Genomic DNA, 15,652 nt, shown 5'->3' with positions numbered 1-15,652 from the left:
TCTAGCGTTCGCTCACCAGATCGAGTGCGACGAGATCGGCCAGGTACTTCTCGATGAGTTCGCGCCCGAGATGCGGAATATCACCGACAGCAGCCGCGAACTCGTCCGCAGGCAGCATCGCCCCGGAGGAAGGCGGTTGCGGCCGCGCGTACGAGTCGATCAGGGGGAGCAGTGAGTGGGAGCGCTGCTTGTCCGGAAGATCCTCGACCGCGTCGCTGAAACGGCGGAACCACTCGTCGTAGTTCTCGACGATCTCGATATCGCGACCGGCTTCACGAAGCCAGTCGACGAACGTGTCCAGTGAGATGTCGTCGTCGTGTGGGTTGAGAATGTCGAAGGTTCGGTAGCCGGACAGATCTTCACCGGCAATGGACGTGATGGCAGTTGCACTGAAATCTGCAGGGAGTCCGTCGTAATGGGCACATGGTCGGCCCTGCTCGTCGGTCGGTGCCCCGGTGCCGAGGGCGTAGAACGTCCGCGGAGCCAAGCCGGTGGCCACCACCGACAGGATCAGGCGGGTGAACACATCCGGAACGTTGAGCTGACCCGACCACGTGCTGTGCGCCAGGATCATATCGGAGCGGAAAACCGACACAGGCAGGCCGAACTCGTCGAAGGCATTGCGCAACAACACTTCACCGGCCCACTTGGAATTGCCGTATCCGTTGGCGTACGAATCGTCGACTGCGCGCGACGGGCTGTCGATGCGGATGTCGCCGTTCTCCCGGAAATTGTCGACGCCCACGGCAACGGCGACCGTCGACAGATAGGTGACAGGCTTGAGATGGTGGGTGAGCGCCAGCCGGATCACCTCGGCGGTTCCGACCACGTTGGGGCCGAACAGGTGCTCGTAGGGGAGTGCATGGTTGACCAGCGCTGCGGGGTGGACGATGCGATCGACTCGATCGGCCAGCGCCGCGAAGGCATCCTCGTCCATGCCGAAGCGAGGCGTGCCGAGATCACCGGCAACTACTTCGAGAACGGCCTTCGCCAAAGTCCGGTAGCGATCGATCAGCTCGGCGTCGCCACTGTCGAACGCGGCATCGAGTCGAGCGCGTGCATCGGCATCGGAGCGTCCACGTACCAGACAGATCACCGTGCCGCCGACCTCTGCCATTCGCTCGAGCCATTCCAGGCACAGGAACCGGCCCAGATATCCGTTGGCACCGGTCAACAGAACGGTATCGGTTCTGTTTCTCGGGCCAGGAACACCGAGGGCGGCATCGAGTAGTCCATCGTCGAGAAAAGCAGACAGGCGCAGGTCGGATGCATGGGCGACGGCGGCGTCGCGACCATGAACCGATGCGAATGTTGCGGTGTCGCACTCGCTGTCCCGAGCGGACGAGATGTACTCGGCCAGTGCCGACAGGTCCATCGCAGGACCGGTGATCACGCCCACGGGGACGTCGACACCGTAGATGTCACGCAGCAGGGTCGAGAACGTCAACGCCGACAACGAATCTCCGCCGAGATCGCTGAAGTGGGCGTCGGGACGGATCTCGGAGCCCTCGCATCCGAGCACTGCTCGAGCTGCGTCACCGACCGTGGTGGAGACGGGGGCGTCGGCACCGCTGCGTCGAAGCTCGCGCAAACGTTCGTTCTGACCCGACTCCATTTCGGCGTAGCGGCGCTCGAGGTCGGCACCGTATCGCTCGACGAGCTTGGGGCGCAATTGCTTGCCTGCACCGGACAGCAGCCCGTTCTCCTGAGTGAACGCACGGCTCTCGATCACTACCTCGCGGGGAATCTCGTACGAATTCAGCGATTCGGTACGTGCGATGTCCTGCAGTGATTCGACGATCGCAGCCGCGGTGGTATCCGGCCGGGACGGAACGACGACAGCCAGAAGGTAGGAGCGTTGGCTGTTTCCGTACACGAAGATCTGATCGACCAGCTCGCTGGTACCGAAGAGCGCTTCGAGGCGTGCCAGCGCCACGAATTCGCCCTGCGCAAGCTTGAGAACGTTCTTGCGCCGGTCGACGTATGCGAGCCGGTCCGGCCCGATCTCGGCGACGACGTCACCGGTGCGGTAGAAGCCCTCGGCGTCGAAGACCTAGGCAGTGACGTCCGGACGCTTGTAGTACCCGGGGATGATCGATGCAGTCTTGAGCAGTAGCTCGCCGCGTGGATGTGGTGTGTCGGTGGAGAAATATCCGAGCTCCGGTACATCGCACAGCTTGTATTCCAGCACCGGGGGGCGTGCGACGACGCCGTCGAGCGATACCGTTCCGGCTTCGGTCGAGCCGTAGTTGTCCGCGACATGCACATCGAGCAGTTCTGTGACGAAGTCCTTGACCTCGGGGGCGATCGGTGCGGTGCCGACCATCGCCGCCAGAACCCGCCCGCCGAACTGCTCGACTCTGTTGCGCTCCAACACTGCCCGACGCGTCTGCTCCTCGTCCTTTTCCGTGGAACGTTGGAGTTCCCGGTCGATCTCGGCGAGCACGGTGTGTCGAATCATCTCGCACACACGGGGAATCAGCAGTGCCAACGTCGGTCGAGCAAGTGCGAAATCCTCGAACAGGGTCGACAGATCGCTGGCTGCGGTGAAGTGCACGGTCCCACCCGCGGCGAGCGTCGTGAAGACGAGTCCGCGGCCGGCCAGGTGACTCATCGGAAGGTAGTCGAGGGTGATGACCGGAAAGGCCTGCCGGTCGGCGGCTTCGCTCGATGTCCCTGTGCGGTGCAGGGCACCGGTCCATGCCCCGCACACGATCTGTTCGGTGTGCATCGCTCCCTTGGGGGTACCGGTGCTACCCGAGGTGTAGATCAGCGTCGCGAGCCGGGTGGGATCCTCACCGTCGGGCAGCGGAACCTCGGGAAGCTGTACGCCGTCGTCGACCATCTCGTTCAGTGGACGCACGACCAGTCTCACCTCGCGAGCGTCTTCGCGGGCAGCGGTCAGGGCTCGCGCGTGTGCATCGATCGCGCCGTCGTAGTCGAGCACGATGATCCTGCGGATGGATCGGCAGTGCGTGGCAACCTGAACTGCTACGGGCAAATTGTCGACATCCGCAGCCAGTACGACGGGTTCGACCTCGTCCGCGATGGCAGACAGCTGACCGGCGGTGGCTCCGGCCTGCAGTGGAACGGCGATTGCACCGAGCCTGATCGTGGCCAACTCCGCGATCACGTAATCGACACCGGCGAATCCCAGTGTTGCGAAGAAGTCTCCTGGCGCGATACCGACATCGTCGTGTGTCAGTGCCGACGCGAGCGCACCCGCGTCGTTCCAGGCCTCGCCGTAGGTGATGGTCTCGAACCGCGGGAGCAGCCGGCGAGTGCGTTCACCACCACTGGATACGATTTCTCGTGCGCGGCGGGCGAGCGCAGGCCGCTGTGCGTAGCGTTCCATGATCTCGGCGATCACGCGGGCGAGGCTCGGAGCCAGTTCCTGCGCCGCGTCGGCTACCGCGCTGTCGGGCTCGGCGGCTCGAAACGCGTGATCGTTGTCGTGGAGCTCCTGAAATCGGCTGTGTAGTCTGCTGATTCGCTCATGTTCGCTGTCGATGGTCAGTGTGTGCGTCATGCTCGACTCCCTCCGACGATGCGCGCCGAACCTGTTTTCGGCATCGCGATCATCCGATCATATCGTTACCCAAGGTAAGTATATGCACGGTTGTGCAGTTTCAATCGTGACGCTCCTCATAGGCGATGCGGTCTCCGATGCGTCGTCCGTGGACTGGCAGGACCGGGGTCGAGGCTCGGGACGTGCTCGAATCCCGACTTGTATGGTGATGGCGTAGTCACCTGCGTCACAGCGAACACCGATGTGCTGGCGCGCCCTCGCGATCGGAGAATGAAGATGTCGGAAGGTCTTTCGCGCCGCGACCTGGACTTCATGCTGTACGAATGGCTGGACGTGGCGGGTCTGACCAACCGTCCACGCTTCGCGGAACACTCGCGCGAGACCTTCGATGCCGTGCTCGACCTCAGTGCGGACATCGCGCGCAAGCACTTCGCACCGCACAACAAGAAAGCAGACGCGCAGGAGCCGACCATGAAGTCGGACGGCACTGTCGAGTTGATACCCGAGGTCAAGGAGGCTCTCGACGTCTATGCATCGGCAGGTCTGATTGCCGGACAGTTCGACGAGTCGATCGGCGGTATGCAATTGCCTGCGACCGTAGCTCGGGCGGCGATGGCGTTCTTCCAGGCCGCGAACGCCGGGACATCGTCCTATCCGTTCCTCACCATGGCGAATGCCAATCTGATCGCGACCTACGGCACACCCGATCAAATACGTGACTACGTCCGGCCGATGCTCGACGGACGCTGGTTCGGAACCATGTGTCTGTCGGAGCCGCAGGCGGGATCGTCGTTGGCCGACATCACCACGAAAGCAGTACCGCAGGACGACGGCAGTTTCCGTATCACCGGTACCAAAATGTGGATCTCCGGTGGCGATCACGAACTCACCGAGAACATCGTCCATCTGGTTCTCGCCAAAACCCCCGGTGGACCGCCAGGGGTCAAGGGAATCTCGCTGTTCATCGTGCCGAAGTTCCTCCCCGACGGTGACGGCGGTGTGGGCGAGCGCAACGACATCGTGCTGACCGGCCTCAATCACAAGATGGGCAACCGTGGTACCACCAACACACTGTTGGCGTTCGGTGACGGAACTCATGGTCCCGCTGGTCGACCCGGGGCCGTCGGATTCCTGGTCGCCGACGAGAACCGCGGACTGTCGTACATGTTCCACATGATGAACGAAGCCCGCATCGGAGTCGGGTTCCTGGCCATTTCGCTCGGCTACGTCGGCTACCTGAAATCGGTCGAATATGCGAAGACACGCACTCAGGGACGGCCGCTCGGCGCGAAAGACCCTGCAGCGCCCCCGGTTGCGTTGATCGAGCATGCCGATGTGCGCCGAATGTTGTTGGCACAGAAGGCTTATGTGGAGGGTGCGCTGGCGCTCGGACTCTACTGCTCGCGTCTGGTGGACTATCAGGCCACGGCCGCCGACGACGCAGATGCAGCGCGTTGGACACTGCTGCTCGACGTTCTGACGCCGATCGCCAAGAGCTGGCCCTCGCAGTGGTGCCTCGAAGCAAACAGTCTGGCTGTTCAGGTGCACGGCGGGTACGGCTACACCCGCGACTACGACGTCGAACAGCATTACCGCGACAACCGTCTCAATCCGATTCACGAAGGTACGCACGGTATTCAGGGGTTGGACCTGCTCGGCCGCAAAGTCGTCATGCAGAACGGCGCGGGATTGGCGCTGCTCGGCGAGAAGATCGCGGAGACGGTGGGCCGCGCGCACACCGCCGGTGGCGACGCAGCCCGATACGGCCTCGAGTTGCAGGCCCAGTTCAACAGAATCGTCGAGGTCACCGCGGCCGTGTGGGGGACCGGCGATGCGGCTGTGGCCCTGGCGAATTCGACGGCCTATCTCGAAGCGATGGGGCACATCGTCGTCGCCTGGATGTGGCTGGAGCAGTTGCTGGCCGTCAGCGACGAAACCGGAGACTTCTACGACGGAAAGCGTTCCGCGGCCAGGTACTTCTACGTGTACGAGCTGCCGAAGGTAGCGGTTCAGCTCGACCTGCTGGCGGCATTGGACCGGACCACCCTGGATATGTCACCCGCCTGGTTCTGAGAACATCCGACAAGGAGATCGATGCAGATGTCTGTTCTGGACAAGTTTCGCCTGGACGGCCGAGTCGTCATCGTCACCGGAGCGTCCTCAGGACTCGGTGTGGCGTTCGCGAAAGCAGCAGCCGAGGCCGGTGCCGATGTGGTGCTTGCCGCGCGGCGAGTGGACAAACTGGCGCAGACCGCACAGTTGATCGACAGCGTCGGCGGTCGGTCGATCTCCGTGGCGACCGACGTGGTCGATCCGAACCAGTGCACCGCGATGGTCGACGCGGCCATGGCAGAGTTCGGCAAGGTCGACGTGCTGATCAACAACGCCGGAGTGGGCACCGCGTACCCCGCCACTCGGGAGACGCCCGAGCAGTTTCGCTCGGTCATCGACATCAACGTGAACGGATCGTACTGGGCGGCGCAGGCGTGCGGCCGGGTGATGGAACCGGGCAGCTCGATCATCAACATCTCGAGCGTGCTCGGGCTGACCACCGCGGGCCTACCGCAAGCGGCCTACAGTGCCAGCAAGGCCGCGATCATCGGTCTCACCCGCGACCTCGCTCAGCAATGGGGAGCGCGAAAGGGAATCAGGGTCAATGCTATTGCGCCCGGCTTCTTCCAGAGCGAGATGACGGACTCCTATCGACCCGGGTACCTCGATTCACTGTCCCCGCGAATGATCCTCGGGCGCACCGGCGACCCCGAGGAACTGGCAGCCTCGGCGATCTGGCTCGCCTCCCCAGCCGGGGGATACGTGACCGGTCAAACGATCGTCGTCGACGGCGGTGTCACCATCACCTGACGGTCGTCAGTGGGTTACCGACACGGCGATGCCCTCGCGTATCAGCCTGCGTGCGACCACCACCGCGTCGTCGGTGTCCAGCCCGGGCAACAGGTCGAGTCGGCACGGCGAACCGGCCAGTAGGTGCTCGAGGGCGTCGGCGCACTGAAGTGGCATCGTCACGGTCTTGTTCCGAAGTACGAGCGAAACCCCTTCGGCTCCGCGCGTGATGCGCGCGAGGATGCCGGGTCGCAGGCGGATGGAGTCCTCGCCACTGAGTGCTTCCATTGCGGTGACACTGCGTAGTGGACGCACCGGTTCCGGGCGAACGAGAGCGTCGTAGCGATCGGCGAGTCGGTTCGCGAGACGGCGCACCGACTCCGGATCTCGGGCCATATCGTCGAGGGCGGTGCGCATCGCATCGAGCACTCGACGGACGTGGGGACCGACGGACTCGAGATCGGTCGGGTCCAGCCCGGCCGGAAGCGGCGCGCGCAGAGCTTCCACATCGGCGAGTGCTTCGAGGGTGCGCTGTGCGATGTCGTAGTCGTTGAACGACGCGACGCCGATCGTGAGATGAACGGTCGTGGTACCGAGCGCCTGCGCGGAGTGAATCCAACCGCGGGGCAGATAGAGCACGTCGCCGGGTTCGAGGACGACGTCCAGTGCGGAGGTCTGCGATGCTCGCTCCTCGACGGCCGAACGCCGGTCCGACCAGGGTTGGTCGTCGAGCGGATGCATGTGTACCGGCGAGTGAACGGTCCACCGCTTGGTGCCTGCGATCTGGACGACGAATACGTCGTGCACGTCGTAATGCGGTGAGAATCCCTGCGAGGCAGCGGGTGTGACGTAGGAATTGACCTGGACGGGGTGGCCGAGTTCTCGAACGAGATCACCGACGAAATGGATCAGCGGCGGCCACAGCCGGTGCAGCCCCTGCAGCACGAGAGTATTTCCGGCCGCGAACGATTCCAGTACGGCACCGGAGTCCACCTGATCGGTGATCTCGGCCCCGAACCCACCCGAGGCGGTGAACTTCGCTCGGTCCACCAGGCGGCCGTCCTTGGCCATGCGTACGAACGGGGTGCGAACGCCGCGTTCGGCAATGAGCTCGTCGACCGCGTCGACCGTCATCAAGTCCTCGAACGATCCGGGCAGATCCGCGGACCTGGTGAGCTTGGGGGCGACGCCCCAGAACCGATCGGCAAAAGTGTCGAGATCGACGCCGGTGAGACGGCGAAGCGCGGACCGGTGATCCGATCCGCGCTCGCCGCCCGCCCCAGTGATCAAGCGGTACCGTCCGCACCGCCGTCGTGTCCGTTGGGGTTGGATCCGCCGTCGGCGGGGCCTTCGCCTGCTCCGGGCGAGCCGTCTGCTCCGCCGTCGTGTCCGTTGGGGTTGGATCCGCCGTCGGCGGGGCCTTCGCCCGCTCCGGGCGAGCCGTCTGCTCCGCCGTCGTGACCGCCTGGGTTCGATCCGCCGTCGGCCGGGCCTTCGCCTGCGGCTCCGCCCGAAGTGGTGATGTCGTCGTCGTTGATGCTCATCGAGGTCCTTCCAGTCGTGGAGGTTCGTGTGCCCGCGCAGTGCGAGAACATCGGGGGTATTGACGCAAACTCTGTTTTTCAAACAGCCGCGGGATCGAGATTTTCCGACGCATCCTCCGCGTCCCCTTCGGCTCCGACGGTTCGACCGTGGACCCGCGGGTCTGCCGTGCGACGATGGAACGATGGAGCGATCCCGGGCGCAGCACGTAGTGCTGCTCGACGACGACGGCCGCGCAGTGGGTACACAGGCCAAGAGTGAGGTCCATACGCTCTCGACGCCACTACATCTGGCATTTTCCAGCTACGTCGTCAGATCCGACGGTGCTGTGCTCCTCACGCGCAGAGCGTCGAGCAAGAAGACGTGGCCAGGGGTGCTGACCAACAGCTGCTGTGGCCACCCGGCACCGGGTGAGAATCTCGCGGATGCGGTGCTGCGCAGGCTCGGTGAAGAGCTCGGTCTGCGCGCTGATTCGGCCGAACTGGTACTCCCACATTTTCGGTACCGAGCCGTCATGGACAACGGCATCGTGGAGAACGAGATCTGTCCGGTGTACCGCGTGCGCGTGGGCGAGAACGCGACGCTCGATCCCGATCCCGACGAAGTCGACGAGACGCGATGGGTCTCGTGGCCGGAGTTCTCTGCCGGGGTGCTCGACGGCAGCATCGAGGTATCGCCGTGGTGTCGAACACAAGTGGAGCAGTTGTCCGCTTCGGCCGACGAGCCGCTCTGCTGGCCGACCGAAGACGACGATCTGCTGCCTCCCGCGGCCCGCCGTGTCGTCACCGGCTGATCACGTCGAGGCCATGGTGATCGCGCAGTGAGTGTCGATACGTCGGGTGAGCCCGGCCAGGACCGTCTCGATCGAGTGTCGATCGCGCGCGAGCTCGCGCGCTTCACCCATCGCACGGCCGCCGTCGACGGGCTCCGCGCCGCGTCGGTCGCCGTTGCCGTCGGCGGGGCACCGGGGGACAGGCGAATGCTCCTGACGAAGAGACCGAGCCGACTTCGCGCGCATCCCGGCCAGTACGCCCTCCCCGGCGGCGGAGTGGATCCCGGCGAGTCGAGTGTGCAGGCGTGCTTGCGCGAACTGCACGAGGAGTTGGGTATCGGTGCCGGAACGGGCGACGTGCTCGGCAGGTTGGACGACTACGTCACTCGATCCGGCTACGTCATCACGCCGTTCGTCGTGTGGGTGGGGGACTACTCGTCCTCGATGCGGCCCAGTGCAGACGAGGTAGCCGAGGTGTTCGAGGTGACGGTCGACGAGCTGGACGTGGACGCCCAATTCGTGGCCATCGAGGAGTCGCCCCGACCGGTCATCAGGTGGCCGTACCGAACCGGGGCCATCCATGCTCCGACCGGCGCAATCGTTCACCAGTTCCGCGAGGTTGCGTTGCACGGTCGCCACACCCGAGTCGCGGACTTCGAGCAGCCCGTGTTCGCATGGCGCTAACGTAGCCGCAGACACGGGTGCGGACGGCGCCCGTGCGCACGACGAGCACAACGTCAGGAGGTGATCATCGATGACGGGCAGCAGCGAACTCGAGGTCTCCGATCGCATCGCCACCGTTCCCAACCTCCTCAGCGCCATCCGACTCGCAGGCGTTCCCCTGTTCCTGTACTTGCTGCTCGGCCCCGAAGCCGACGGGTGGGCTCTGGTGATCCTGCTCGTCAGCGGCGGAACCGACTGGCTCGACGGCAAACTCGCGCGACTACTGGGTCAGGCGTCGAAGCTCGGTGCGGTTCTCGATCCCTTGGTCGACCGGCTCTACGTCGTCAGCACCCTGGTTGCCTTCGTGCTGCGCGGGATCATCCCGTGGTGGGTTGCCGCGATCCTCATCGGACGCGACATCGTGCTCGGGTTGACCATGTTCGTCTACCGACGTCGTTCGCTCCCGCCGCCGGACGTCATCTACCTCGGAAAGGCCGCGACGTTCGTCGTCATGATCGCGCTGCCGGTGCTGCTGGTGTCGACCGGCACCGGTTCGGTGGCCGACGCCGCGGGCCCACTCGGCTACGCACTGCTGATCTGGGGCACCGTGCTGTACACCTGGACCGGCGTGTTGTACCTGGGCAAGGCCATCGCCGTCGCCAGGGCAGTCGATCCGACCGAGGCCGGCATGTGACGGCGGAGCCCGCGCAGCGACCACCGAAAGGTCCACGGAGAAATCCTGTCCCGTCGTTGTTGACCTCGTTGCTGACCGATCATCTCGATCCGGGATACCGCGCTGCGGCCGACGAACAGACCGCACGACACACCCGCGAGCCGCGAATACCGGCGGCGCTTTGGTTGCTGACCGGGGCCGTCGTCATCGGGGTGATATTCGGCATCGCGTTTTCCCAATTGGTTTCCGGGGCCGCCGTCGAACGCGCCGGTGCCGATGCCTCGGCCGCTGTCCGGTCCGCACAGGACCGCGGCGCGGAACTCGAAACGACACGAGACGACCTCGCCGAGAGGGTATCGATCGAGCGCGATCGTGCTCTGCATGCGGACGCCTCCGGTAATGCCCTCCTGGACCGTTTGAGCGCCGTCGAATCTGCCGCAGGAATCGACACGGTCGTCGGTCCTGGCCTGTCGGTCACCGTCACCGAGCCATCGGGCCAGAGGGGTTCGTCGGCCCGCACGGGTTCCGGTGCCGCTGTGCTCGATCGAGACATCGCATCGATCGTCAACTCGTTGTGGGTCAGCGGTGCCGAGGCGGTGTCCGTCAACGACATCCGAGTCGGCCCGAACGTGACGATCAGGCAGGCCGGTGGCGCCATGCTCGTCGACAATCGCCCGATCGGCTCGCCGTACGACATCGACGCGATAGGACCGCCACAGCGTATGCAGGTTCAGTTCGTCGTCAGCGACGCCTACCTGCGGATGAGTACGGTGGCTCAGCTGTACGGGGTCGGGTTCTCGGTGCGCCCGGCCGCCGATCTCGAACTCGGTCCAGCCGTTGTGAGAGAGTCGTTCGAGGCAGAGGAGGCCGGTCCACCATGACGGAGCACGATCCGACGACTGCCGTACCGGTCGAAGTCGACGCGGAGTCGCCTGCGGAGAAGCAGATCACCACCACTCACGGTGCCTACGCCCTCGCCGCGCTCATTGCCTTGATCGCCGGAGTTGTCATCGGCACGGTCGCAGGCCCGCAGGTTCCCACTGTCGTCGCGCCGTATCTTCCCATTGCCGTCGTCGCCGCGATCGATGCGGTCTTCGGTGGTCTACGGGCATTTCTCGACGGCATCTTCGATGCCAAGGTCTTCGTCGTCTCGTTCGTCTTCAACGTCCTCGTCGCCGCACTGATCGTGTGGCTGGGTGATCAGCTCGGGGTGGGAACCCAGTTGTCCACGGCCATCGTCGTGGTTCTCGGCATTCGGATCTTCGGTAATGCTGCCGCTCTGCGTCGCCGACTGTTCGGTGCGTAGACGATGGCCGAACGCAGCAACCGGCACGGCTGGCGTGCCCGCCGCCCCGACTCGAATCGACGCAGGCTCGGAACGACATTCGGCCTCCTCGCGCTCGCACTGCTGTGCGTTCTCGGAATCGGTATCGCCACGCAGGTTCGTGAGACGAGTACCGCCGACAACCTGGAGAGCTCCCGGCCCGAGGACCTGCTGATCCTGCTGGATTCGCTGACCCGCCGTGAGGCATCGATCCGTGATGAGATCAGCACACTTCAGAGCACGTTGGCGACCCTGAATCAGTCCGGGTCCGGCTCGGAGGCGGCAGTTGCACAAGCTCAGGAACGCTTGTCGGCGTTGTCGATTCAAGTGGGGACCGTCGCTGCTCAGGGCCCGGGGGTGGCCTTGGTGATCGAGGACCCGAACTCGGGTGTGGGATCGGCCGTGCTGCTCGACGCGATGCAGGAGTTGCGGGCCGCCGGTGCCGAAGCAATCCAGATCGAGGGCGGCGGCGGCGACACCGTCCGGATCGGTGTCGACTCCTGGATCGCCGGCCCCGCGGGGCGGATCGTGGTCGACGGTCGAGAACTGCAGGCCCCATACACTTTCACAGCCATCGGGGACCCTCCCACGTTGGCATCGGCACTGAACATCCCAGGCGGAGTTGTCGATACGGTCACTCGCAACGGGGCGACGTCGAGCATCACTCAGTCGGACCAGGTCACGGTCTCCGCCTTGCGGGATCCGCGCCCGCGTCAATACGCTCAGCCCGGAAACTGACAGCCCGATCGCCCGGGCCACGATCGAAGGGAATGCCGCGTTGAGCGACATCGAAGCACCAGCTGATCTGTACTACACCCCCGAGCACGAGTGGGTGCAGCGCACCGGGCCCGCGACGGTGCGAATCGGAATCACCGATTTCGCGCAGGGCCAACTCGGTGACGTGGTGTTCGTGCAGCTACCTGCGGTGGGCGACGCCGTCACCGCAGGCGAATCTCTGGGCGAAGTCGAATCGACCAAGAGCGTCTCCGACGTGTTCAGCCCACTGACTGCGAAAGTGACTGGCGTGAACCAGGATCTGGACGGAGAGCCGGACAAGGTGAACTCTGCCCCGTACTCCGGCGGCTGGTTGATCGACCTCGAGGTTTCCTCGTCGGAGGAGTTGGAAGCGGCACTGGCGCAGATGCTCGACGCCGCCGGATATGCTCTCATCACAGCCGAGTGATCGGTCAGTTGTCGACACCGGCCAACCGGCCACACGGCCCCTGTCGCGCAGGGTACGGTCGACACCGAGCGAATACCCTGTCGGGGCGCAGGTCCAGCAAGCTGTACTACGCAACACCGAACGCCAAGTAACACCAGATGTGAAGACCATGTACTGCGTTACCCGCGGCGCTCTCTGCCCGGGTGAACGGACTGAGAAGGAGTAACGGTGAGCCAGAACGACAACGACAGCAACTACGGGGAGTCGCCGGCCGAGACCACCTCGGTCTTCCGCGCTGATTTCCTCCAGGAGCTGGACAACTCCGCGGCCGCCCAGAGCACCGAAGCTCCGGTATCGGGTGTCGAGGGATTGCCTGTCGGTGCTGCTCTGCTCGTCGTCAAACGCGGCCCCAATGCCGGATCGCGATTTCTGCTCGACCAGCCGACCACCTCCGCCGGACGGCACCCCGATAGCGACATCTTCCTCGACGATGTCACCGTCAGCCGCCGTCACGCCGAGTTTCGGCAGGACGAGGACGAGTTCCAGGTCGTCGACGTCGGCAGCCTGAACGGCACCTACGTCAATCGGGAGCCGGTCGATTCCGCTGTGCTCGCCAACGGCGACGAGGTGCAGATCGGCAAGTTCCGGTTGGTGTTCCTGACCGGGCCCAGAGGCGGCAACGGATCTCAGGTCGGCGATGCGTCTGCGGGTGCAGGAAGCCAGTGACCGCCGTCGGGCAGCAGTCCAACGGGGGGATGTCGATTGGCTCCGTCCTGGATCGACTTCGGCCCGACTTTCCCGATGTGACCATCTCGAAGATCAGATTCCTCGAAGCCGAGGGTCTGATCTCTCCGGAGCGCACTCCGTCCGGGTACCGGCGGTTCTCGATCGCGGACTGTGAGCGGCTTCGGTTCGTCCTGACCGCCCAGCGTGATCAGTACCTCCCGCTGAAGGTGATCAAGGAACAGCTCGAAGCCATCGATCACGGCGTCGCCACAGTCGAGCGAGCGGACTCGTCGGTCAAGCGGCCCAGGTCGCTGACCGTCGCCGTGGGCGAGGTGTCCCCGGAGGAGTTCCTGCCGGATCGAGAGGTCCGTATCAGCAAGGCCGATCTGCTGTCGCAGGCCGGTATCGACGATGCATTCCTGACCGAGCTGTTGCGCAGCGGGTTGATCACTCCGGGACAGGCCGGTTTCTACGACGACGGAGCCGTGACACTGGCACGAACAGCACATGCAATGTTGCAGTTCGGTCTCGAAGTGCGTCACCTGAGAGCGTTCAAACTCGCGGCCGACCGAGAAGCTGGCCTGGTCGCACAGATCGCCGGGCCGGTTGCCAAGGGGCGAGATGCCGGAGCACGTGATCGAGCGGAAGAAATGATTCGGGAGTTGGCGGCGCTGTCGCTGACCTTGCACACCTGCCTGGTCAAGGCCGCGGTGCGCGGTGCACTCGACCGCTGACCCGTGCTCGTGTCGGTACGAATTCAAATAGACTCGGCTGCGACGAGCTGAAACAGTGAAGCGCAGCTCGGATTTCTCGAAGTGAGAGGTAGACACGATGAGTGAAATGCGTGTAGTCGGTATTCGTGTCGAACAGCCGCAGAATCAGCCCGTGTTGTTGTTGCGTGAAGCGGACGGCGACAGGTACCTCCCTATCTGGATCGGTCAAACCGAGGCTGCGGCAATTGCTTTGGAGCAGCAAGGGGTGCAACCTGCTCGTCCCCTCACTCATGATCTCGTCAAGAATCTGATTTCGGCTCTGGGCCACGAGCTCAAAGAAGTTCGCATCGTGGACCTGCAGGAGGGCACCTTCTACGCCGATCTCGTATTCGACAAGGATGTTCGTGTCTCTGCTCGGCCGTCGGACTCCGTGGCGATTGCGCTGCGGGCCGGGGTGCCGATCTTCGCCGAGGAACCTGTGCTGGCCGAGGCCGGATTGATCATGCCGGACGAGCGCGAGGACGAGGTCGAGAAGTTCAAGGAGTTCCTCGATTCGGTATCGCCGGACGACTTCAAGGCCACCGACGGATAACGGAATAGTCTCAACCTCAACTTTAGGTTCAGGTTTACGGCGCGTTGCATTGAATCTGCGCGATCGTCCCCATAACGTCTGTGTCAGTGAAGCTCATCGCCGCCGCTGGTTGGATCTGTTGCAGTTCACGCCTCTTCGATACCCGTCGAGGCGTAGTCTGGCCTGGTACACGGCATGAATTCACGCGAGTACACCGGGGCCGTAGTCACGTCCCGGGGCGGATCGCAGTACCGACGATCCGAACGCAGTGAGACATCCGAGAGGGAGCAGTCAGTGGGAGATCAGCCGCAGCAGCATCACGGCAGCCGAGAGTCCGACGCCGCAGGCCGGACCGAGGACACGCCCGTCGGTGCCGATGCTCGGAGCGACACCGCCGACCAGGCGTCGAACGGCCGGTTCGATGCACCGCAGGACATTCAGCCAGGTTTGTTCCCCGACGACTCCGTTCCCGACGAACTCGTCGGATACCGCGTACCGAGCGCCTGCCAGATCGCCGGTATCACCTACCGGCAGCTCGACTACTGGGCCCGCACCGGGCTCGTCGTACCGTCAATTCGCGGTGCCGCAGGCTCGGGGAGTCAACGGCTGTACTCCTTCAAGGACATGCTCGTTCTCAAGATCGTCAAGCGGCTGCTCGATACCGGTATCTCGCTGCAGAACATCCGCGTCGCCGTCGACCATCTACGCCAGCGCGGCGTGGGTGACCTCGCCAACATCACCCTGTTCTCCGATGGCACAACCGTCTACGAGTGCACGTCCGCCGAAGAAGTGGTGGACCTGCTCCAGGGCGGTCAGGGCGTATTCGGAATCGCCGTGAACGGTGCGATGCGCGAGCTCACCGGCACTATCGCGGACTTCCCGGCAGAACGAGCGGACGGCGGCGAAAGCCAGCCGAGCCCCGAAGACGAGCTGGCGTCGCGGCGCAAGAATCGCGCGAGCCGCAAGACCGGCTAGACTTTCCTCCGTCGCGCCCGCGCGGGAGAGTTCCGAGGCATCCAGTCTCGGACGCCGAAGGAGCAATACCTCCCCGTCAATCTCTCAGGCACACGGACCGTGTGGGCTTCGGCAACTCTGGAAAGTGGTGGGAGCACCCACCCGCCCAAGGGGAAAGGTAC

15 protein-coding genes, 1 pseudogene and 1 riboswitch are annotated in these 15,652 nt (G+C 64.3%); of the genes and pseudogenes, 13 read left to right on the top strand and 3 right to left on the bottom strand.

What is annotated here, in order from left to right; translation table 11 throughout:
• Window position 1: 1 nt before the first annotated feature.
• A pseudogene (car, locus tag J1M87_RS03245) lies at window positions 2–3,529 on the bottom strand (carboxylic acid reductase).
• Window positions 3,530–3,805: 276 nt separating this feature from the next.
• Between car and J1M87_RS03240 the strand changes: the two are divergent.
• Window positions 3,806–5,602, top strand: a complete 1,797-nt coding sequence (locus J1M87_RS03240) for an acyl-CoA dehydrogenase (RefSeq protein ID WP_206487758.1) — start codon at window positions 3,806–3,808, stop codon at window positions 5,600–5,602.
• A 27-nt stretch (window positions 5,603–5,629) separates the two neighbouring features.
• Window positions 5,630–6,391 (top strand): SDR family NAD(P)-dependent oxidoreductase, encoded by a 762-nt coding sequence (locus J1M87_RS03235; protein WP_206487756.1) that lies wholly within the window; start codon window positions 5,630–5,632, stop codon window positions 6,389–6,391.
• Between the two features lie 6 nt (window positions 6,392–6,397).
• Here J1M87_RS03235 and J1M87_RS03230 read toward each other — a convergent pair whose 3' ends face one another.
• Window positions 6,398–7,660 (bottom strand): cupin domain-containing protein, encoded by a 1,263-nt coding sequence (locus J1M87_RS03230; RefSeq protein ID WP_206487754.1) that lies wholly within the window; start codon window positions 7,658–7,660, stop codon window positions 6,398–6,400.
• Window positions 7,657–7,914, bottom strand: coding sequence for a BatC protein (locus J1M87_RS03225; protein ID WP_206487752.1), 258 nt, complete (start codon window positions 7,912–7,914; stop codon window positions 7,657–7,659). Before J1M87_RS03225 ends, J1M87_RS03230 begins: the two co-directional genes overlap by 4 nt.
• 182 nt (window positions 7,915–8,096) lie before the next feature.
• Between J1M87_RS03225 and idi the strand changes: the two genes are divergently transcribed.
• The 11 genes from idi to J1M87_RS03170 all read left to right on the top strand — a co-directional run bounded on the left by idi (window position 8,097) and on the right by J1M87_RS03170 (window position 15,491).
• Complete coding sequence (gene idi, locus J1M87_RS03220; protein ID WP_206487750.1) at window positions 8,097–8,705, top strand: isopentenyl-diphosphate Delta-isomerase; 609 nt, start codon at window positions 8,097–8,099, stop codon at window positions 8,703–8,705.
• A gap of 27 nt (window positions 8,706–8,732) precedes the next feature.
• Window positions 8,733–9,368: a CoA pyrophosphatase gene (locus J1M87_RS03215; RefSeq protein ID WP_206487749.1), complete on the top strand. Its 636-nt coding sequence runs from the start codon at window positions 8,733–8,735 to the stop codon at window positions 9,366–9,368.
• A gap of 70 nt (window positions 9,369–9,438) precedes the next feature.
• Entirely contained in the window at window positions 9,439–10,041 is a 603-nt protein-coding gene (locus J1M87_RS03210; protein WP_206487747.1) for a CDP-alcohol phosphatidyltransferase family protein, read from the top strand.
• 56 nt (window positions 10,042–10,097) lie between these two features.
• Entirely contained in the window at window positions 10,098–10,901 is an 804-nt protein-coding gene (locus J1M87_RS03205) for a DUF881 domain-containing protein (protein WP_241256300.1), read from the top strand.
• A complete protein-coding gene (locus J1M87_RS03200) occupies window positions 10,898–11,326 on the top strand; it encodes a small basic family protein (protein WP_206487743.1) in 429 nt (142 codons plus the stop codon). The genes J1M87_RS03205 and J1M87_RS03200 overlap by 4 nt, the downstream gene beginning before the upstream one ends.
• Before the next feature lie 3 nt (window positions 11,327–11,329).
• Window positions 11,330–12,082 (top strand): DUF881 domain-containing protein, encoded by a 753-nt coding sequence (locus J1M87_RS03195; RefSeq protein WP_206487741.1) that lies wholly within the window; start codon window positions 11,330–11,332, stop codon window positions 12,080–12,082.
• 40 nt (window positions 12,083–12,122) lie between these two features.
• Window positions 12,123–12,527 carry a glycine cleavage system protein GcvH gene (gcvH, locus tag J1M87_RS03190; RefSeq protein ID WP_206487739.1) on the top strand — a complete coding sequence of 135 codons (405 nt, stop codon included), beginning with the start codon at window positions 12,123–12,125 and terminating at the stop codon, window positions 12,525–12,527.
• Between the two features lie 207 nt (window positions 12,528–12,734).
• On the top strand, window positions 12,735–13,232 hold the full coding sequence (locus J1M87_RS03185) for an FHA domain-containing protein (RefSeq protein WP_206487737.1): 498 nt from the start codon (window positions 12,735–12,737) through the stop codon (window positions 13,230–13,232).
• Window positions 13,229–13,966: a MerR family transcriptional regulator gene (locus J1M87_RS03180; RefSeq protein WP_206487735.1), complete on the top strand. Its 738-nt coding sequence runs from the start codon at window positions 13,229–13,231 to the stop codon at window positions 13,964–13,966. The genes J1M87_RS03185 and J1M87_RS03180 overlap by 4 nt, the downstream gene beginning before the upstream one ends.
• A 97-nt stretch (window positions 13,967–14,063) precedes the next feature.
• Window positions 14,064–14,537 carry a bifunctional nuclease family protein gene (locus J1M87_RS03175; RefSeq protein WP_008716091.1) on the top strand — a complete coding sequence of 158 codons (474 nt, stop codon included), beginning with the start codon at window positions 14,064–14,066 and terminating at the stop codon, window positions 14,535–14,537.
• A gap of 273 nt (window positions 14,538–14,810) precedes the next feature.
• Entirely contained in the window at window positions 14,811–15,491 is a 681-nt protein-coding gene (locus J1M87_RS03170; protein ID WP_206487733.1) for a MerR family transcriptional regulator, read from the top strand.
• A 12-nt stretch (window positions 15,492–15,503) separates the two neighbouring features.
• Window positions 15,504–15,601, top strand: a riboswitch (glycine riboswitch).
• Window positions 15,602–15,652: the final 51 nt, after the last annotated feature.

This window comes from Rhodococcus sp. KRD162 (assembly GCF_017168335.1).
Taxonomy (GTDB): domain Bacteria; phylum Actinomycetota; class Actinomycetes; order Mycobacteriales; family Mycobacteriaceae; genus Rhodococcoides.
The sequence above is the reverse complement of the archived record's forward strand: the minus strand, read 5'-3'. Positions and strand labels throughout refer to the sequence as shown.

Excerpts from the sequence above, each read along its gene's own strand:
- J1M87_RS03240 (WP_206487758.1), top strand. The coding sequence starts at position 3,806 with ATGTCGGAAGGTCTTTCGCGCCGCGACCTGGACTTCATGCTGTACGAA.
- J1M87_RS03235 (WP_206487756.1), top strand. The coding sequence starts at position 5,630 with ATGTCTGTTCTGGACAAGTTTCGCCTGGACGGCCGAGTCGTCATCGTC.
- J1M87_RS03225 (WP_206487752.1), bottom strand. The coding sequence starts at position 7,914 with ATGAGCATCAACGACGACGACATCACCACTTCGGGCGGAGCCGCAGGC.
- idi (WP_206487750.1), top strand. The coding sequence starts at position 8,097 with ATGGAGCGATCCCGGGCGCAGCACGTAGTGCTGCTCGACGACGACGGC.
- J1M87_RS03210 (WP_206487747.1), top strand. The coding sequence starts at position 9,439 with ATGACGGGCAGCAGCGAACTCGAGGTCTCCGATCGCATCGCCACCGTT.
- J1M87_RS03200 (WP_206487743.1), top strand. The coding sequence starts at position 10,898 with ATGACGGAGCACGATCCGACGACTGCCGTACCGGTCGAAGTCGACGCG.
- J1M87_RS03195 (WP_206487741.1), top strand. The coding sequence starts at position 11,330 with ATGGCCGAACGCAGCAACCGGCACGGCTGGCGTGCCCGCCGCCCCGAC.
- J1M87_RS03175 (WP_008716091.1), top strand. The coding sequence starts at position 14,064 with ATGAGTGAAATGCGTGTAGTCGGTATTCGTGTCGAACAGCCGCAGAAT.